At 38.5% G+C, this 19,603-nt stretch carries 22 protein-coding genes; 4 read left to right on the top strand and 18 right to left on the bottom strand.

What is annotated here, in order from left to right:
• Positions 1-95 precede the first annotated feature (95 nt).
• The 9 genes from IWB18_RS10095 to IWB18_RS10135 all read right to left on the bottom strand — a co-directional run bounded on the left by IWB18_RS10095 (position 96) and on the right by IWB18_RS10135 (position 8,697).
• Positions 96-419 carry an AtpZ/AtpI family protein gene (locus IWB18_RS10095; protein ID WP_207740810.1) on the bottom strand — a complete coding sequence of 108 codons (324 nt, stop codon included), beginning with the start codon at positions 417-419 and terminating at the stop codon, positions 96-98.
• A gap of 5 nt (positions 420-424) precedes the next feature.
• Complete coding sequence (locus IWB18_RS10100) at positions 425-802, bottom strand: F0F1 ATP synthase subunit epsilon (protein WP_195683502.1); 378 nt, start codon at positions 800-802, stop codon at positions 425-427.
• Positions 777-2,168 carry a F0F1 ATP synthase subunit beta gene (gene atpD / locus IWB18_RS10105; RefSeq protein WP_408626613.1) on the bottom strand — a complete coding sequence of 464 codons (1,392 nt, stop codon included), beginning with the start codon at positions 2,166-2,168 and terminating at the stop codon, positions 777-779. The genes IWB18_RS10100 and atpD overlap by 26 nt, the downstream gene beginning before the upstream one ends.
• Positions 2,169-2,305: 137 nt before the next feature.
• Positions 2,306-3,136 (bottom strand): carboxylating nicotinate-nucleotide diphosphorylase, encoded by an 831-nt coding sequence (nadC, locus tag IWB18_RS10110; protein ID WP_195683532.1) that lies wholly within the window; start codon positions 3,134-3,136, stop codon positions 2,306-2,308.
• Entirely contained in the window at positions 3,123-4,406 is a 1,284-nt protein-coding gene (locus IWB18_RS10115) for an L-aspartate oxidase (RefSeq protein ID WP_195683503.1), read from the bottom strand. Before IWB18_RS10115 ends, nadC begins: the two co-directional genes overlap by 14 nt.
• Positions 4,407-4,411: 5 nt before the next feature.
• Positions 4,412-5,323 carry a quinolinate synthase NadA gene (gene nadA / locus IWB18_RS10120; RefSeq protein ID WP_195683504.1) on the bottom strand — a complete coding sequence of 304 codons (912 nt, stop codon included), beginning with the start codon at positions 5,321-5,323 and terminating at the stop codon, positions 4,412-4,414.
• Positions 5,324-5,539: 216 nt separating this feature from the next.
• Positions 5,540-7,879 carry an ATP-dependent DNA helicase gene (locus tag IWB18_RS10125; protein ID WP_332310686.1) on the bottom strand — a complete coding sequence of 780 codons (2,340 nt, stop codon included), beginning with the start codon at positions 7,877-7,879 and terminating at the stop codon, positions 5,540-5,542.
• Between the two features lie 32 nt (positions 7,880-7,911).
• Complete coding sequence (locus tag IWB18_RS10130) at positions 7,912-8,202, bottom strand: barstar family protein (protein ID WP_195683505.1); 291 nt, start codon at positions 8,200-8,202, stop codon at positions 7,912-7,914.
• A 12-nt stretch (positions 8,203-8,214) separates the two neighbouring features.
• Positions 8,215-8,697 (bottom strand): ribonuclease domain-containing protein, encoded by a 483-nt coding sequence (locus IWB18_RS10135; RefSeq protein ID WP_195683506.1) that lies wholly within the window; start codon positions 8,695-8,697, stop codon positions 8,215-8,217.
• 201 nt (positions 8,698-8,898) lie between these two features.
• Between IWB18_RS10135 and IWB18_RS10140 the strand changes: the two genes are divergently transcribed.
• Positions 8,899-9,552 (top strand): class I SAM-dependent methyltransferase, encoded by a 654-nt coding sequence (locus tag IWB18_RS10140; protein WP_195683507.1) that lies wholly within the window; start codon positions 8,899-8,901, stop codon positions 9,550-9,552.
• Here IWB18_RS10140 and lipA read toward each other — a convergent pair whose 3' ends face one another.
• From lipA to IWB18_RS10155, 3 genes are all read right to left on the bottom strand, one after another.
• Positions 9,553-10,410 carry a lipoyl synthase gene (gene lipA / locus IWB18_RS10145; RefSeq protein WP_195683508.1) on the bottom strand — a complete coding sequence of 286 codons (858 nt, stop codon included), beginning with the start codon at positions 10,408-10,410 and terminating at the stop codon, positions 9,553-9,555. It lies immediately after the preceding gene.
• A complete protein-coding gene (lipB, locus tag IWB18_RS10150) occupies positions 10,388-11,113 on the bottom strand; it encodes a lipoyl(octanoyl) transferase LipB (protein ID WP_195683509.1) in 726 nt (241 codons plus the stop codon). Before lipB ends, lipA begins: the two co-directional genes overlap by 23 nt.
• Before the next feature lie 171 nt (positions 11,114-11,284).
• Positions 11,285-11,518, bottom strand: coding sequence for a hypothetical protein (locus IWB18_RS10155; RefSeq protein WP_195683510.1), 234 nt, complete (start codon positions 11,516-11,518; stop codon positions 11,285-11,287).
• A gap of 192 nt (positions 11,519-11,710) precedes the next feature.
• Between IWB18_RS10155 and IWB18_RS10160 the strand changes: the two genes are divergently transcribed.
• The 3 genes from IWB18_RS10160 to IWB18_RS10170 are packed head-to-tail and all read left to right on the top strand — an operon-like array spanning position 11,711 to position 14,929.
• Complete coding sequence (locus IWB18_RS10160) at positions 11,711-12,643, top strand: ABC transporter ATP-binding protein (protein WP_195683511.1); 933 nt, start codon at positions 11,711-11,713, stop codon at positions 12,641-12,643.
• A gap of 11 nt (positions 12,644-12,654) precedes the next feature.
• Positions 12,655-13,782, top strand: a complete 1,128-nt coding sequence (locus IWB18_RS10165; RefSeq protein ID WP_195683512.1) for an ABC transporter permease — start codon at positions 12,655-12,657, stop codon at positions 13,780-13,782.
• Positions 13,769-14,929 carry an ABC transporter permease gene (locus tag IWB18_RS10170; protein WP_195683513.1) on the top strand — a complete coding sequence of 387 codons (1,161 nt, stop codon included), beginning with the start codon at positions 13,769-13,771 and terminating at the stop codon, positions 14,927-14,929. The genes IWB18_RS10165 and IWB18_RS10170 overlap by 14 nt, the downstream gene beginning before the upstream one ends.
• 53 nt (positions 14,930-14,982) lie before the next feature.
• Here the strand turns inward: IWB18_RS10170 and IWB18_RS10175 are convergent, their stop codons facing one another.
• From IWB18_RS10175 to IWB18_RS10200, 6 genes are all read right to left on the bottom strand, one after another.
• Positions 14,983-15,123, bottom strand: a complete 141-nt coding sequence (locus IWB18_RS10175; RefSeq protein WP_195683514.1) for a hypothetical protein — start codon at positions 15,121-15,123, stop codon at positions 14,983-14,985.
• A 67-nt stretch (positions 15,124-15,190) separates the two neighbouring features.
• Positions 15,191-16,762, bottom strand: coding sequence for a sensor domain-containing diguanylate cyclase (locus tag IWB18_RS10180; protein ID WP_195683515.1), 1,572 nt, complete (start codon positions 16,760-16,762; stop codon positions 15,191-15,193).
• A gap of 187 nt (positions 16,763-16,949) precedes the next feature.
• Positions 16,950-17,525 carry a D-Ala-D-Ala carboxypeptidase family metallohydrolase gene (locus IWB18_RS10185; protein WP_195683516.1) on the bottom strand — a complete coding sequence of 192 codons (576 nt, stop codon included), beginning with the start codon at positions 17,523-17,525 and terminating at the stop codon, positions 16,950-16,952.
• Positions 17,522-17,962: a phage holin family protein gene (locus tag IWB18_RS10190; protein WP_225877831.1), complete on the bottom strand. Its 441-nt coding sequence runs from the start codon at positions 17,960-17,962 to the stop codon at positions 17,522-17,524. Before IWB18_RS10190 ends, IWB18_RS10185 begins: the two co-directional genes overlap by 4 nt.
• Positions 17,963-17,987: 25 nt before the next feature.
• Positions 17,988-18,581 (bottom strand): sigma-70 family RNA polymerase sigma factor, encoded by a 594-nt coding sequence (locus IWB18_RS10195; RefSeq protein ID WP_195683518.1) that lies wholly within the window; start codon positions 18,579-18,581, stop codon positions 17,988-17,990.
• A gap of 230 nt (positions 18,582-18,811) precedes the next feature.
• Positions 18,812-19,474 (bottom strand): TetR/AcrR family transcriptional regulator, encoded by a 663-nt coding sequence (locus IWB18_RS10200; protein WP_195683519.1) that lies wholly within the window; start codon positions 19,472-19,474, stop codon positions 18,812-18,814.
• Between the last annotated feature and the right edge of the window lie 129 nt (positions 19,475-19,603).

Raw genomic sequence — 19,603 nt, forward strand, 5'->3', positions numbered from 1 at the left:
CTAACTCATAACTTCAACTTTGCCTTGATTTTTTCTTTCAAATCTCAAGGTCTATTTGTCATGCACTTTTTTATTGATTCTGTCGAAGTTTCTTATTATTTATCGATTGACATATTACCAGATTGCTCTTTGTCACTTTTTTCCTTTATCCAATGCCACGCATTAAAGCATCCGATTATAAGTCCTAAAAATAGAAATGTCAGAGTCCAGGAAAATCCCACTTGAAATCTTTTATCCAGAAAATTTCCCAGCGCTACGCCAATTAAGGTTGGAATGGCAACTGACCATCCGATTATTCCAAAAACTCCCATACCGAAAAGGATTTCCTTCCCTTCATTCTTTGATTTGATCTTTTTGTTTACTTCGGATGATATTTTTTTTGCAAGATCCTCTTCCGGGGTAGGTTTTTTTTCATCCAAGCTCATCACTCCATCTCAAAGAACCTTTTCAAGGTTTCAATTTCCATTTTTGCCAGAATTTCATTTGTGGCCTTCTCTTTTTCGTTTATGATGCTGAATTTTTCAGTAACTGCTTCATTTAAAGTTTCCAAAGAATCTCCTTCTATGACCTGATGGCAAACTATATATACAACATCTGCCTGCTTCACGAGGATCCCGTAATTAATCGCATAATACTCCTCATAAGCATCTGATTCAATAGTTAGAATTCCCGCCTTCAGACCTGATACGAAGTCTATATGTCTTGGATACATCTGAAAATACCCCTCACTTCCAGGTGCAGTTATCTTGTCGGCCTCTCGGTCCACGATAGTCTTGTTAGGAATTATCAATTTTACGTTCATGGGCTTCATCCACATTTCCTATCATATAAAGTTCACTTTCCTTATAATCTTTAAACTCGTCATTTAATATCCTCTCAAATCCGTCCAGGGACTCTTGCAACTCAACAAATTTACCTTTTATCCCTGTGAAATGCTCCGTGGTAAAAAAGGGTTGGGTCAAAAACCTTTCCAGTTTTCTGGCCCTGAAAACTGTATCTCTATCTTCTTTGGAGAGCTCCTCTATTCCAAGCATGGCAATAACATCTTTCAATTCATCGTAAATTGCCAGATTCCTTTTTATTTCCCGGGCAATTTTATAGTGTCTTTCACCGACTATTCTTTTATTCAGCATTTTAGAAGTCGAATTCAAAGGATCTATCGCCGGATACAGCCCTTCACTGGCTCTCTTTCTGGATAGGATTATGGATGCTGACAGCTGGGAAAAGGTATGTGTTGCAGACGGATCGGTAAAATCGTCGGCAGGTACATATACAGCTTGGATCGAAGTTATTGAACTGGTTTTAGTGCTTGATATCCTTTCTTGAAGTTCCGATAATTCGCTGAACAAGGTCGGTTGATAACCGACTCTTGAAGGCATGTTGCCCATCAACCCCGAAACTTCAGAACCCGCTTGAATAAACCTGAAAATGTTGTCGATAAGCAACAACACGTCTTTTTTGTCAACATCCCTGAAATATTCTGCCATAGTCAAAGCGGCGTGCCCCACACGAAATCTGGCACCAGGAGGCTCGTTCATTTGGGCAAAGATCAAAACTGCATTTTCAAGCACCCCGGAATCACGGATGTCCCTGTATAATTCCTCGGCTTCCCTGGATCTTTCTCCGATTCCGCAAAATATGCTATAGCCTTTATTTTTTTTCGCAGTATTGTTTATCAGTTCTGTTATGAGAACTGACTTTCCAACTCCCGCACCTCCAAACAGGCCGGCTTTTTCACCTTTGGGAAGAGGCGCCAATACATCGATGGCTTTTATTCCAGTTACAAACATCTCATCTGAGGTGCTTCTCTGAGAAAACGGAACTGGATCTTGATGTATGGACTTTAAAACTCCTTTCACCTGCTTGGTGGGGTCGATCAGGTCATTACCGAAAACATCGTAAATATTGCCTAAAACTTCTTTGCCCACAGGTACTTTCAAATGTTCTCCGGTATCCCAAATGGAATCACCTCTTGCTATTCCTGACGTAAAAGTCAAGGCGATAAGTTTTACGGTCCTTTCATCTACATGGGAAGTAACTTCAAAAACCATCTCGTAATTTTTTCCTGCAAGTATTTTGTTGTTGATGGAAGGCAATTTGTTTTCAAACACCCCTTCCACAACACTGCCCCTGACTGTCTTAACGTGCCCTTCATTCATCTGGATCACTTGATTTCACATCCTGTCGATGATTTACTTATAAACTACCCAATAGGATGTCCCGGTAACCTGATTTTATAAATTTAGATAAACTTTTGAAAATAAATAAAAAAAGTCCCTCACACGAGAGACTATGCCATTCAACATTATTGAAAGAACTTTAAACTAACATCCAAGACATCACTGTTGTATATAATACTGCCCATGGATACATAATCCACACCAGTTTCAGCAATTTGAACCACATTTTCTGTGGTAATATTTCCAGAAGCTTCTACAAGAGCTTTTCCATCAATAATCCTGACCGCTTCCTTCATGATTTCAATGGACATGTTGTCGAGCATTATTATATCGGCTTTGACTGACAGAGCTTCCTCAACCATCTGGATATTCTCAGTTTCGACTTCAATTTTATGGACAAATGAAGCATTTTTTCTTGCCATTTCCACCGCTTTCGATATTCCCCCTGCTGCCAATATGTGATTGTCCTTAATAAGTATTCCATCTGACAAACAATGTCTATGATTGGTTCCTCCACCGCTTAAAACAGCAGCTTTTTCGAAAATTCTAAAATTGGGAGTGGTTTTTCTGGTATCCAGAATCTTGCACTTGGTGTGCGATACCATTCTTACTACCTTGTTCGTTTCAGTGGCTATGCCGCTCATGCGCTGAAGTATGTTCAAGGCAATCCTTTCCCCGGAAAGGATGTTTCTAGTATTTCCTTTTAAAATCCCTGTCAACTCACCGGGCTTCAGCTCGTCCCCATCTTTTTTAAAAAATTCGATCTCCACATCCCCCAAAATTTTGAAAACCCTCTCAAAAGGCATAGTACCACTCAATATGCCGGCGGACTTGCTTATGAGTTTTGCAGAAGATGCATGGTTCTCACCTATTATGGATTCTGTGGTTATATCCCCATAGGGCATGTCTTCCTTTATTGCACTGCGCAACAGATCATCTATCTCATTTAAATTCATCATTATACCTGTCCGTCCTTTTCTTGATTTCTTCAATTAATATCTCCCCCGGGTCGAAACCTTCGTCAAAATACTTTTCTACAGAATATTTTTTCCCAGGTCTTTTTATATGATCCGCCCTGTAATTAATATCCTTCGCACCTCTAGCGGAAAAGACCAAACCCTCCAGCAATGAATTGCTTGCAAGTCGGTTTTTCCCATGGACACCGGTACATGAAGTCTCCCCTGCGGCATAAAGGTTTTTCAGACTGGTTCTACTGTACGTATCAACTTTTATACCTCCCATGATGTAGTGTTGAGCCGGAAATACCGGTATGGGTGATTTGGTTATATCTATACCGTTTTCCATGCATTGAGAATATATGGTTGGAAATCTATTGATTATAAAATCCTTATTTTTAAATGAAATATCAAGCAAAACATATTCACTCTCGGAAGCTTCCCGCTTTATAGCTTCACAGACGATGTCTCGCGGGGCAAGTTCGTCTACAAAACGCTCTCCCTTGAGATTGTACAGCAGTGCACCCTCTCCTCTAAGTGCCTCGGTTATGAGTATCTTTCTTTTGTTGATGTTTTTGTCATATAGAACCGTTGGGTGAAACTGTATGTATTTTAAATCTTTAACAGCAACGTTGTTTTTGATGGCTATTCCTATCCCGTCACCGCTTAATATCCTCCGGTTTGTAGAACTTTTAAAAAGTCCCCCTACTCCGCCTGTTGCCATGACCACGATTTTTGAATTTATTGCCATCACTTCTTCGTTTTTCTTTAAAATCACTCCAATGCATGCGCCTCTGTCTATCATAATATCCAAAACCGTAGAATGGTCGCTGATTTCTAAATTCTCAAATTCTCTCAATCCGTCGATCATGGCTTTTGATATATATTCGCCTGTCTTGTCTTTCACGTGAAGGATCCGGTTTCTGCAATGTCCGCCTTCCCGCGTGAAGTCAAGGTCTCCATTGCTCCTGTCAAATACAACGCCTATGTCCATAATGGATCTAATGTTTTGAAATGATTCTTCCACCATTATTTTTACGGCTTCTAAATCATTGTGATATTTTCCTGCCTTCATGGTATCTTCAACATGAAAGGGCACGTCATTGACATCTTTTGCCACTGCAATTCCGCCTTGGGCAAGCGAAGTATTCGTTTCTGACAATTCATCTTTTGCCACCAACAAAACTCTTAATTTTCTGTCTAAATTCAAACATGTATTCAGCCCTGCTATCCCGCTGCCTACAACAATAACGTCGTAAAATTCTTCCATGGCTTTCACCTGGAAAACCTGTGCATGTTCATCAATGACTCGTATGCTGCAACCCTTGTATTTTCTTCGATGCCTATCTCGGGTTTCATGATCTTCAAACACTCATATACATGGGTAAGTTCGATTTTTTTCATATCATGACAGACCATCGATTCTCTCAAGAAATGAAACTGCTTTGAGGGATACTTCAACTTGAGCTGATATTCGATCCCTACTTCGGTGACCACGATGAAATATTTTGAGTCGGATTTGCCCGCAAAATCTATGATGCCTCCTGTACTTCCGACGTAGTCTGCAAGATCTCTTACATCTTTATTGCATTCGGGATGAACCAATACCTTGGCCCCCTTGACTTCGTTTTTCAAATCTAAAATTTTATCCGATTCCACCTCATCGTGGATCGGGCATGCTCCGTCCCACAAAATAAAATTTTTATTCGGGAGCTTTTCTGAAAGGTAGGACCCCAGATTCTTGTCCGGAAGAAACACTATATCTTTTTGCGGCATGTTTGAAATAATCATTTCTGCGCTTGATGATGTAACGCATACGTCACTTAGAGCCTTGACTTCCGTTGAAGAGTTTATATAGGTGACGACTGCGGCTTCAGGATACTGCTTTACGAATGCTTCCACGTCTTCATGCCTGGCAGTGTCTGCCAATGGGCATCCTGCGTCCATTACTGGAAAAAGTACGGTTTTTTCAGGCGACAGGATTTTGGCGCTTTCCGCCATAAATTTAACGCCGCAGAAAACAATGGTACTCTGTCTGCAATCTTTTGCCTGTTCACTCAGGAAATAGGAATCGCCAACTATGTCAGCGATTTCCTGTATCTCGGGTCGTTGGTAATAATGTGCTAAAATGATTGCATCTCTTTTATTTTTCAACTCAAGTATCTTTGCTTTTAAATCTTCAATCATAATACCTTCACATTCCTTTGATTTTATCAACTGTATATACAGTTGTCTTGTCAGTATAGCATTCTTGACCCTTTTGTTCAATATTTTCCCAGTAAATACTTTCTTTAAGTTCTCAAGTTCATTCTATTGAAATAAAACGACCGGTTCCCATACAAATTGAGAGCCGGACGCTGAATTCTTTATCAACTTTTATTTTTAGACTTCATTGACCAAGGATCATATCCCCCAAAATTCTTTCAACACCTTAGTCAATTCGTTTTTATCATCTATGTATTTACACCTGTGCCAGTGTTTTGGAAACAACTTCTTGTAATTTCTGTGACCGTACCGCTCATCGATCAACAATACCGCTCCCTTGTCCTCTTCAGATCTAATCACGCGGCCTGCCGCCTGCAAAACCTTGTTCATACCCGGATACATGTAAGAATATTCATAACCCTTTCCATTCTTCTCATTGAAATGATCTTTAATGATATTTTGCTGTACATTAAGTTGCGGAAGACCTACGCTGACTATGACCGTACCAATGAGCCTGTTTCCGACCAGATCTATCCCTTCTGAAAATATGCCCCCTAAAACGCAAAATGAAACATGGGTCTCGTCCGGATTTTCCTTGAAACTCTCCAGAAAAATTTCTCTGCCCTCCTCCGACATGTTGGATTCCTGTTCGACAGAGTTTATATCTGGGAATCTTTCATTAAATTCCAGATAGACATCGTTCATATATTTGTACGAAGGGAAATACACCATGTAATTGCCCTTTTCAGCTGATACGAATGTGTTTATCAAGTCGACGATCTCAGTCTTGCTGGCCTGTCTGTCATGATATTTTGTGGATACCCGATCCGCTGCCAACAAACAAAAATTTTTCTGTTCAAAGGGCGAATCCAAAGAGAGAGTCTTATCTTCTTCATCTCCCCCGAGAATGTTCTTAAAATAATCCAATGGAGACAATGTGGCGGAAAACAAAACGGCACTTTTACCTCTTTTGAGAGATTCTCTCAAAAGATTTGAGGGGTCCAGACAAAACAGTTTAATACACACTTGATTTCCGGAAGATTCCACAAATGTCACAAAACTATTGTCGTACAACTCAGAAATAGCTGCAAATCCCAAAACATTGAAATACTGCTGCAAAAAATCTCCCTCTTCTCCCAAAGCCTTGTCTTCCTTTAGCATTTCCTCGCATACGGATATATATTTGTCTACCAGTTTCAAAAAATCATCTGGTCTGTCTTTGAATATCAGATAACCATCCTTGTCAGCTTTCTTTCTCAGATCGATAAAATATTTGTTGATCTCTTTAAGGACTTTATCTAGAGATTTGTTCCTGCCTTTGAATTCTTTCTTGATATTGTAAAGATCACTCTTAAGAAGTTGGGATGAAAACATCTCTCTGGAACGGTCCACAAGATTATGTGCTTCATCGATGAGAAATACGTACTCATCCATCCCGGTTGAAAAAAACCTTCTAAGATAAGCCCGGGGGTCGAATACGTAGTTGTAATCGCAAATTATGCAATCGGCCATCAACGATACATCAAGTGAAAATTCAAAAGGACAAACCTTGTGTTTTTCAGCGTATTCTTCGATAACTTGTCTGGTAAAATCGTCTTCAGAATTTACCAGATCAAAAACCGCTTCGTCCACTCTGTCATAATGACCTTTAGCGTAACTGCAATAATCGGGCTTACATATGGTCTTTTCGCAAAAGCAGATCTTATCTTTCGCTGTTAGGGTTATTGTCTTGAAATCAAGGCCCTGCGGTTTTAGTTTTTCCACTGCCTCTTGAGCAACCTGTCTGGTTATAGTTTTTGCAGTGAGATAAAATATCTTTGATATCCTTTCTTCCCCCATTGCCTTGATAGCCGGGAATAGACACGACATGGTTTTTCCCGTACCAGTAGGAGCCTGGGCATACAGTTTAATACCGTTGATAATTGCCTTATATGCACCAACTGCCAAAGCTCTCTGGCCTTTCCTGTAGTTTTCAAAAGGAAATTCCAGAGATTTAATGGTTTTATTTCTCCTTTGTTCCCATTGCAGGGAAAAATTTGCCCATCTGGCGTATTTTGATATCAATCCATATATATAATCTCTCAAATCCTGCAAATCGTAATTGTTCAAAAAACTCTTGGTCTCTTTTGATTCGATATTGTAATAGGTCAATTGCACTGCAATTTGACTTAGGTTGTTTTGAACTGCATAAATATACCCATAACATTTCGCCTGGGCCCAGTGTGCAATTTCGTAATCTTCAGTTACAAGATGAATGGAAATGGAAGTGGTCTTGATTTCATCGATAGTTACAACACCGTCTTCTTTAAATATCCCGTCCGCCCGGCCTTCCAACTTGTACTCCACTCCCTCAAAATCAAGCGTCTCAGACAAGCTGACTTCGCTTTGATAATCAGGGTATCTTTCCATGTTTGATTTTTGCAAAATTCTGTGGGCAATAGCTCCTTCCAGCATTCTATCCTTGGAAACGTAGCCTCCGTCAATATCACCGCTTCGAAGAATCCTTTCAACCAACTGCCTTATCGGAAGCTTGATCACTTCATCACCACCTCTGTTTTGTGCCGATCAAATCATATATCCAAATTTTCTTCATTTTCGATTTCAAGTTCCAGAAATCCATTTTCCTCTGCAACCTCTTTAAGAAGCATTATCAGTGCTTCTCCATATGACCCCATACCGTTTACAATTTTCTCGGTATTTTCCAAAACAATCTTTTGTGGGGTATAATCAGTAACCAGGCAATCCCACAAGGCATCAAGATTATCTCCATAATGATCGGGGAGGTTTAATTTTTTCCTTAAATACTTATGAGCCATTTCTTTTTCTGTCATTTTGTTGCCATTTAATCTGATCCTTCTCATTTGCGTCTCCTTCTAGTATAGTCTTTCAAAACTTTCGTAGTGATCTTCCGTGTAAAATATCAATCCATCGTTTGAATAGACGATCCGCTTTGCTCCTCTATAGCCACCATTGTAATCTATATCGCATTCAAAGTACTTTCTATCTTTGTCTTTCGGCAACAATCCTTCACGGTTACCAAAATAATCTCCCCCGATGGACATTTTATCGGTCACTTCCCAAAGATTTCCCTTAGAATTGTCCCATCCGAGTTTTTGTGCTTCGGACTTGGTTATATAATTGGGAGGAAGATGCCCGAACTCATGCAGATAAGCGGCTACTTCATCCTTAGTCGAGTAACTCTCATCCTCGATCACTGATATGACCGTTTCTTGAGTGTTGTCAGTTTGACCGCTTGTGATTTCATCAGTTGTTGTTAAACTGCACCCTGTCAATACCGTAAACAGTACAAACAAAACAGCAATAATTCTTAGTCTGCTGATATTTTTGATCATCATTTAAACCACCGTCATTTCCTTCAAATCATATCATCAATTATACCCTACAACCTATAGTGAAACAAATAAAAGACAGTCCTTTGAGCGCAAAGCATCCCCAAAAAAGTGTCTCGATTTGATTTTTTGCCTTTTGAGCCCGGATCATCGATATTTTTGTGGTATACTCTAAACTACTCACGAAAATAGAAAGGAAAGAATACTATGACAACAGATTGCAAATTATGCGGTTCTCCCACCGTGAAAATCAAACATCACGTATTCAACATATATTATCGTTGTACAAACTGCGAATACATCCGAAAGGATAAAAGCTTTTTTCTTTCTCCCAAGGAGGAACTCCATATATACGACAATCACAACAACTCTATAGACGATCCCCGATATGTAGAATATTTCTATAAATTTTTGAATGATGCCGTATTTGATTTTGCTCCAAAAGGAAAAAAAGGGCTCGATTTCGGAAGCGGTCCTTCACCGGTCCTTGCTCAGATTTTAGAGCGAGACCACGATTACCATATGGATATTTACGACTTGTTTTACGCAAAATATAAAGTGTACGAAGGAAAAAAATACGACCTGGTCACTTCAACCGAGGTCGCAGAACATATTAAAGATCCTATATCGTATTTCAGATTGCTGAAGAGCCTGCTTAAAGAAGAAGGAATACTGGCCATCATGACCCTTTTCCACAATAATGACGACGATCATTTTCTTAACTGGCATTATATAAGGGATAAAAGCCACATATCCTTTTACACATTAAAAACCTTGGAATTTATAGCCGGTGAAGTGGGGCTTGAGATAATCCACTCCAACAACGAAAGGTATACTACTTTCATGCTTGATCGATCTTGATCACTTCAACGTGTCCATGGCCTCAAATGCATTGTAGGAACTCCTGACAAAGGGAGCCGAAGCAACATATTTAAAGCCCATACTCAGAGCCTTTTCCTTGTATTCCTCGAATTTGTCAGGATGAACGTACTCCACTACTTCGTGGTGTTCTTTTGAAGGTGCCAGGTATTGTCCTATTGTGAGTACATCACAATTCACCTTTCGCAAATCTTCAAAGACTTCCATCACCTCATCGTATGTTTCTCCCAAACCAAGCATGATCCCGGACTTTGTAATTATTTTGCTGTTTTCTTTCTTCACGTTTGAAAGTAATTCCAGAGATCTTTCATAGGTGGCCATGGGTCTGACTTCTGGGTAAAGTCTGGGCACGGTCTCTATATTGTGGTTTATTATTTCCGGTCTGGCTTCGATCACATTTAACAGCGCTTGATGATCGCCTTGAAAGTCAGGTATGAGAACTTCCACTGTGACTCCTTTATTTCTATCTTTGATAGTTCTGATCACATCTGCAAAATGATTGGAACCACCATCTTCCAAATCATCTCTGGTGACCGAGGTGATCACTACGTGTTTCATCCCCATTTTTTCAATTGCCTCGGCAATATTTGCAGGTTCCTCGGGATCTACTGCAGTAGTTTCGTGTTTTTCAACGTTGCAGAAAGTACAATTTCTGGTACAGTTGCTTCCCAGAATCATAAAAGTTGCCGTTTTTTTCGTAAAGCATTCCACCTTATTGGGACAATTAGCTTCTTCACAAACTGTATTCAAGCCCAGACTCCTGAGCATTTCAGTTACTTCCATGGATTTTGCTACATTTATCTTTATTTTGAGCCAATCAGGCTTCTTGGTAGTCGTCATTTTTAGTTCCCTCCATAATATCCATCAAATCAGCCACATCCATCTCTTGTGGATCAACATCAAACATTTTACAATAGTATTCAACAGTGAGTTTTTTCATTTTTTTCATATCCATGGAATGACCCATCAGCTTTTCCAGTGATGTGACTCCCTTGTCGCTGAACCCGCAGGGATTGATCCATTTGAAGTGGTTCAGATCCGTGTTGACGTTGAATGCGAAGCCGTGCATGGTAACCATTTTACTGACTGATATCCCAATGGCCGTTATCTTCTCGTTCCCCAACCAGACACCGGTATGATCGCCTTCTTTTCCTTCCGCATGGATATTAAATTCATCCTCTAACATGGCAATAAATATTTGCTTCAAGTTTTGAACGAATCTTCGCAAATCTCTGTCATAATTTTTCATATCTACTATGGGATAGCCAACAATCTGACCAGGTCCATGATATGTCACATCTCCGCCCCGCCTCAACTGAACCACTTCTATTCCGTTGGATTTCAGAAACTCCTCAGAGACCAGAATGTTTTCCATCTTTCCACGGCTTCCAAGTGTGAGAACTGGATCGTGTTCAACCATAAGGAGAGTGTCCTCAATCTTTTCATCGACTCGGAGATCTCTCAACCTGGTCTGTATTTTCAAGGCTTCTGAATACTCCATTTTTCCCAAATCAACAATATTTATTTTCTTCCTCTTTCCCATAAGTTCAGCTCCAACATTTTTATTTCAAACATCCGGATTTCTTAACTGTTGATTATAGAATACTTCAGGTTTTATTACAATGGGTAGTTGTGTTCATTTAACTGTAAAGAGTCCGTTACCGAGCAAATTCCCGATAACGGACCCTTGTTGATACTGTTTTGATCAATTGCTTTAAACCGAAAATGCAACCAAAATAACATCTTTTCCTGTTTTTGCAGATATGTCTTTTTCCAAATCGGTTATTTTGTCAACAACTTCCTTGTCTTCATTCAAATCTGCGTATTTTGCTCCACCATAAGCCACGAGTACCACCTTTTGTCCAGTTTTTTCAGACAAAACTTTTTCCAGCACCGATATAGTCTCCATTGCCACCTGATCATTGGTAAAATCCGCTAGTTTTTCCACGCACATCACTTCCTTTTTAATTTTTTAACATAGGGAATATCTACCCTTGGAAAAGTCTTGTCAAACCCGCCCTGGTTTAAAACTTGTATTTAAAGGTTGTTTTAAAGTTTTATTTGGGATCTGCCTGACATATTTTATATTTTATTGTATACTCAAAGTGTGGTCGTATGGATATTGGATGGAGGAGTTGTAATGATAGTCGAGGTAAAAAATCTAGTCAAACGCTATGGAGATTTGGTAGCTGTAGATGATTTGGATTTAGAGGTGATGGAAGGCGAGATATTCGGTCTTTTGGGACCTAACGGATCTGGAAAGACCACAGCCATCAACTGCATCTTGTCACTTCTTAAATTCGACAATGGCGAAATCAAAGTTTTTGGGAAGCCCATGTCTCCCGAGGCTTACGACATCAAAAAAGACATCGGGATCGTTATGCAGGAAGTTGCTGTATTCAATGAATTGACAGTTTACGAAAACATCGATTATTTCTGCGGGCTTTACATAACCGATAAATCCGAAAGAAAAAAACTTGTCGAAGAAGCCATAGCTTTTGTAGGCCTGGGAGATTTCAAGAAATTTTATCCCAAAAAATTAAGTGGCGGACTTTTAAGAAGATTGAACATCGCCTGTGGGATATCTCACAAACCAAAACTGATAATATTGGACGAGCCTACCGTTGCTGTTGACCCTCAAAGCAGAAACAAGATTTTGGAGGGTATTGTGGAATTGAATAAAAATGGCGCTACTGTAATATACACATCTCATTATATGGAAGAGGTAGAACAGATTTGTTCCAGAATAATGATCTTGGACAACGGAAAGGTAATAGCAACGGGAACCAAAGAAGAACTCAAAGAAATGATAAGTCTGGGAGAGAAGATCACTTTACAGGTTTTTGAAATGGAAGATACACATATGAATTTCTTCAAAACAATGGAAAATGCAGTATCTGTCGACTATGACGGAAAATTCCTCGTCATGAAATTTCAGAAGGGCAACAGCAATTTGGAGCAGGTCCTTGATTATGTAAAAAGTCATAAAATCAATTTTGGCAAAATCCACACTGAAATGCCTACCTTAAACGATGTCTTTTTGGAAATAACCGGTAAAGAGTTAAGAGATTAGGAGGAAGCACCATGTTCTATCATATCTTTAAATACAGACTTAAAGTGTTGCTTAGAAGCAAGGAAATGATATTTTGGACACTCCTGTTCCCGATCGCCCTGTCCATATTCTTCAACCTGGCTTTTTCAGGTCTCAGAAACCAAGACAGTTTCAATATAATCAATATTGCTTTTGTTGATAACGCAAACGATCCTAATTTCAGCGAGGCCATAAACTCGGTATCTGAGGGCGAGGACAGGATTTTCAATATGATTAGAACCGATCTTGAAAATGCTGAAAAACTGCTTGAAAATGATGAGATCTCAGGAATCATAGTTTCCGACGAGAATATCACCCTGACCGTAAATTCCTCCGGGATAAATCAAAGTATTATAAAATCATTTATTGACCAATACAAGCAAGTAACCAGTACTGCAACCAGGATATTGTCTCAAAATCCCCAAGCCGCTGCTGATCTTCCAGCCGAGATCGCAACTCGAATTTCATACACTAAAAGTGACCCAATGGGAAAATCCGAATTGGACATAGTCTTGAATTACTTTTATGCATTGATAGCCATGACCTGCTTTTATGGAGGTTTTTTCGGAGTTGAAGAAATCAATCAGATACAGGCAAATTTATCTAAGCGTGCCGCAAGAGTAAATGTGGCTCCTATCCACAAGCTTAAGTCTTTTATATACAGCTTGAGTGCATCCGCTCTGATCCAGCTTATCGAAATCACCGTATTCCTCACATTTCTCATCTTCGTACTCGGAGTTAAATTTGGAGAAAACATGGGCCTGGTCATATTGACTACATTTATAGGTTCCCTGACAGGAATCAGTTTTGGTTCATTTATAGGTGCCGTAGTTAAAGGAAATGAAAATACAAAAACCGGTGTTCTTATTGGTGTCACCATGATCGGTTCATTCCTTTCCGGCATGATGTTCGGTGAAATGAAGTACATAGTTCAGACAAATGCCCCCATTCTCAGTTACTTGAATCCTATCAACCTTCTTGGCGACGCTTTTTATTCACTATATATTTATGACACCTACAACCGCTATTATACCAATATAGCCGGTCTTCTTGTCTTTACAATCATATTTTCCATATCCACCTATCTGATCATCAGGAGGCGAAAATATGCCAGTATTTAAATTATGTCTAAAAATATTCAAAAAAAATATCCCTGTAATGATGATCTACTTTGGATTATTCATTGCAGTATCGATTATGATGATCACCATGAGTACTCCCACGGATCAAACTGGATTTTCAGTTTCCAAGGCAAGGGTGGCCTTTTTCTCTGAAGAAAATACTCCTTTGGTGGAAGGACTAAAAACATCCCTGGCCGAAAATGCCGATTTCATCGATATTGAAGATGATCAGGAAATTCTTCAGGACTCACTATATTATAGAAAAATAAATTATGTCTTAAGGATCCCTCAGAATTTCACGGCGGATTTTATGACAGGGGCAGATCCCAAAGTCATTAAAACTTCGATTCCAGGATCTACATCAAATGTATATGTGGATCTTAAGATAGAAAGTTATCTAAACACAGCAAGAATGTACCTTGATCTGATTCCCGGAATCAGCCAGGAAAAAATAAAAAGCCAAGTTCTGTCTGACATGGCCGAGGAAACCGAAGTTGAAATGCTTCGAAGGGATAGCAGCGGTTCTGAAACGGGGCTTATGCAATATTTCTTCAATTACTTGGCATATACATTTATGTTCATAATCATTATGGGTGTATCTGTCATCATGTTGGTATTTAACGATCCTATCATAAAGCAAAGAAATTCATGTTCTCCCTTCAGCACCACCAAAATAAATCTGCAGATTTTTCTTTCCATATTGCTGTTTACTTTTTTCAGTTGGATCGTTCTTGCAGGTTTGAGCCTGACTTTTGCCATTGATGAGATCCCAAATTTCAACACAAAATATTATGTTTTGAATTCTTTGATTTTTGCACTTACTTCATCAGCATTGAGTTATCTTATAGCAAGCCTGGTAAAAGGTCGAGAGGCCATGATTGCCATTGCCAACGTTGTGACCTTGGGTTCCAGCTTCATAAGCGGAGTTTTTATCCCTCAGGATCTGCTGTCGGAAGGAGTATTGAAAATCGCCAGTTTTCTGCCCACATACTGGTTTGTCAGAGGCAATCGCATGATTTCTATGTTGATGGAAAAATCCGGGCCTGTATTTGATGAAATGGTGAGTTCCATGTTGATACAATTGGGCTTTGCATTTGGATTTTTCATTTTGACAATGATCGTATCTAAAAAGAAGCGGTCTGTGTAAAAGCTAAAAAGATTGTTGCCATTTATTGGTCAACAATCTTTTATCTTTCTTGATTATTTTTCTACCAGTCTTGCACCCATCTCAAATGCTTTCTGCAGATCTGCTGGAAATCTGTTTTCATAAATCGAATTTCTCTCACCTACATCAAACATATCTGCAGCATACTTGCTATAATCTTCAAATTGGACTTTCATCAATGCGACCTGCTTATAGTCTATTTATCCATGTTCATGGTCTCAGTATATCAGTAAATACCGTTTTTTAAAACTCCCACGCCAAAACACCTTCACCCGACGCCGACTTGCCTTTGCGTTTATTTTTATCAGCGTACATTCGCTTGTCTGCCAGATCAAACACATTTTCAAGGGAATCGCAATGGCTGGTACACGTAGCAAGACCTAAAGATATAGATATGGAAGGTTCCAAACCACTTTTATCGCGATTGTGAACTTTGACTTTTTCATTGATCCTGTGCAGGATTTCTCTCGCATTTTTTTCATCAGTCTTCGGCAAAATTATGGCAAATTCATCCCCTCCGACTCTGCATAAATTATCAGTCTGTCGCAAGACACTTTTCATGATTTTGGTACTGGAAATCAAATACTCGTCTCCTGCAGCATGCCCCCTTATATCATTGATCTTTTTTAAATTATCAAGGTCAGCTATTATAACTGAAATCGGATGTGAATTGTCCAAGTCAAAAACTTTAAACAAATGTTTCATATAATGTCTGTTGTGCGCTCCGGTCAAAGGGTCATGAAAACTAAGCTCCTTCAGCTTTTCTTCTCTTTGTATAATGGATTTACGCATATTTTCCATGGTGTATGCCAGATAACCTATCTCACTGTCACAATCCATATCAATGGTTTCATTCAACTTGCCTGCTTCAAATTTCCTTATTTTCTTTTCAAGCTCGTATAACGGCCCCAGTAAATATTTTGTTGCGATCCACAGGACAAATGATCCTATCATAGCCACCAACAGTGCAAAAATCAAATTATTTCGAGTGTGATCCTTTTGTATTCCTATTAATCCTGAGTTGTCAAAAACTCTTTTCAGATAGAAATCATATTTACCCGAATAATCGTCGACAGGTATCATCTGCATTAAATAGGGCTCCTCATACTCCTCGATTATCTCACCGTTTTTGAGCTTTTGAATTATTTCTTCAGTGAATTCCATAGGATACAAATCTTGAACATGTGTGGAATGTATCAACTTCTGACGATCATCATAAATAGAATACAAGTACCATTCTCCACCATTTGCATTCCTGAAGATATTCAATATGCGTTGGCCAAGCTCAAAACCCAACTCCACGCTACCCACATACGTGCCTTCATAATAAACGGGCGCAATATACCTTAAAGCTACGTCGTGCACTCCTTCTTCAAGTCCTACTATTGAGTTATGATCTTTATCCTCATTAATCGTCCTTACCATGTTTCGAAGTTCCGTCAAATCATCTCCGAATTTATTTGGCGCATGAACCCTGAAAAAAGAAGTATTGTCTGGTAGATGAAAATGAAACTGACTTATTCCCGCTTCCTTCATTTTTTCGAATGGTTCCAACACCAATTCAGCCAAAGCATTTCTGTCCCTTTCGGCAAACGCTTTGGAAATAGAAGGATTGGCTATCACTTGGGTCAATCCCATCTCCAATATTTCATAACTCACTTTAAACCGGCGACTGATAGTGTCGACCGCTATTTCATCAAGGGCATCTTCATGCATTTTTATGATCTCTTTTTGATCTACATACGATTTAAAAAGCAACATGCCTATTATAACCAAAAATATTATTGTTCCAATAAAACTAATTTTAAATTTCATGGTACGATATGGAAGATTGGATTTTTGCATAGGTACACCTCTTGAATGTTTTGTAAGTGTCACAATTTTCAGTGCTGTAATTCTCTCTAAATAATCGAATTTTAAAACCCCTTAAATTATACTACATAAAATATGGAAAATACCTGTATTTGTAAAAATTATTTTAGCTAATTTAAAAAAAGCTGGATCATCTATAATCCAGCCTTAGCTTTCCTTTCCTAGTATCCAAATGTGTGAATGTCTTGTATCTGATCACGCCTCCGGTCCCATTCAGTTCACTCGACTTTGCATAAACCAGATCCGGGCTGACACCTGAGACCTTAAAATCCGCCGCTCTGCCCTTCATGTGATAAGAATTTTTTGTCCCCCCCACTTTATTATTGTGTATCGGGCATCTTATTCCAGAAGAAATATTCAAAGGTTTCCCAAAATATTTTCTTATGCTTTGAAGCAAGGCAATCAAACTTTCATCCACTTTCACTGGATAACCATCACATCCCAGTCCATTGCATTTACATTTGAATTCTTCCTTGCGAAAGTTTTTATACTTGTAAAACATCAGCTCGTATTGTGTTTCAGGTCCACACATTCCATCAACCTTTAATTTCTTGTCTCTCTGAAATTCAATAAAAGCTCCTCTGCTCAACGGGCCAATTTTACCGTCTATTTCAAGCTTTTGGATCCCAACATCACTCTCACCCAGCCATTCGTTGATCAACATCTGCATTTCCCTGTTATCCAAGTCGCCGACAACCTCCTTCATCGATCATAGTCTTCTTTTAATTGTTCCAATACTCTGTGTATGGGTTTTGGTACAGGCAAACCCAACATTGCGGCATTTTCAATTATCGATATCCCTTCATTGGATATATAAAATAATGCCGTCATCATTCGAAAGTATGCTTCATGATTCAGCAGAACCTTGTCCAGTTGAGCCGAAATCAAAACCAATAGGAATATGAAAACTTTTTTTATCAAGCCCTCGAATCCAATTTTGCTGCTTAATTTCTTTTTTCCCACAGCCACCATCAATCCGCTAAGGTAATCTACAGCAACGAAGATCAAAAGGGCGTTCATCAGTAGATCCCAACCACCAAATAGTTGAATGATCAAGGATACAGCCCCAATGAAAACTGCAGAATCCGTCAGCTTTAAAGACAATAATTTGGGAATCAGAAAACTTCTACATGCATTCGGCATAACCACTATTTACCACTCCCTCATTTTATTTTTTCACATTCAAAGCATCCATACCAAAGGCTTCCCTGTATTTTGTTCTCAAATTATCCAAAGCTCTCTTTTTCAGTTTTACCAAGCTTTGGTAATGCATCCCATGTTCTTTGGCAATCTGCGCGAGCTTCTTGCCTTTGTAAAAATGCTCGATTATGATCCATCTTTGTTTATCTCCTAAATAATGGACCATCGTTTTTATATTAGCCAATTCCTCTATCCGCACGACCCCTTCCACAAAATCTTGAGAACCATCGTTGATCTGTTCAAGATTTTCATCAAATTCTTCATAGATCAATAAATTATTCAACTTTTTATTCATTTTGATTTTCTCCATGTAACTATAAAATATTCTATTTTTATAGAAGAGAACGAAGGGCAACTTCTGACCCGGATCATACTCCTCGATGGATTCCAGCAGCACTATTATTGAATTCTGATAAGCATCATTCGACGAATCTTCCACATATCCGTATCGTCTATACATTGAATAAATAAGGGGTTTCAGATTTTCTGCAAGTTCTTCAAGCTTGTCCATTCTGTATTTTTCGTCGTCAGTACTTTTTATTTCTTCGACTAGTTTGTTCATTAATTCCTCCATTTCTATTTTTTTATATAAAAAACAGATGGAAATGACCCATCTTTTTTTGACTTTCATATATAGAATAGAAATCTCCTGAATAACAAACCCAAGCAATCTGAAATTATTTGATTATTTTTTTCTGCAATCCAGAATAATAAAAAAACAGCACACCTGACAACCGGCATACTGTTTATGCTTGTAGTATTTTGAGTAGATTCTTCGTTGTACTATGAAATTCATACCAAAAACTTGATATGGGAATAGTCAACATTTGAGGCAAATTCTGATGACAGCTCTGCATATTTTGCTGATATTTCCTTATTGATCCCCATCAAATTGGGCACTATTGCAGTAAGGTAATCTATCAATTCATCTACAGCATATTTTGTTGGATTATTATAATTGTCTATCATTATCTCGCGCCGGCCGCCTGCATCAGTCAATCTTATCAATCTCAATTCCCTATCACTTACGTTTATACCAAAATCCCTAGCATAATTTATATAAACGTTATCCATGAATGGATATAAAATCTTTATATTTGATTGGGCGAAAGTAACTTCTCTATAGAATCTTTTATTGTTCGGATCATTTATAATTATGTAATAGTAAATTTTTGAAGCGTGGAAGTGAAGCAAGTAACTGTCAATTGGTTCATCGATTTCTTTTTTTATCAAATTATATATATTCGTTAAAAAGTCAGAGTATATTACATTTAAAATTTTGTCTTTCTCTTTGAAATAATAAGGAATTGCAGATAAAGAAACCTCTGCTCTATCCTTGATCATATTTACTGTGGTATTATCGTAACCATTTTCATAAAACAACTCTTTAGCTGCTTGCAATATTCTATTTTTTGTAGTTATACCTTTTTTGTACATGTTCTCTTCTTTTCGCATATTTCTCGTATGGCAAAAGTGATCACCATACTCCCCCTTTATGTGATTTATCTCTCATTAGTCTCTTTTATAATACTAAAATAATCAAAATAGTATTATTCCTAATATTATCATAATAAAATAAAAATA

The organism is Alkalibacter mobilis (genome assembly GCF_015594845.1).
GTDB lineage: Bacteria > Bacillota > Clostridia > Eubacteriales > Alkalibacteraceae > Alkalibacter > Alkalibacter mobilis.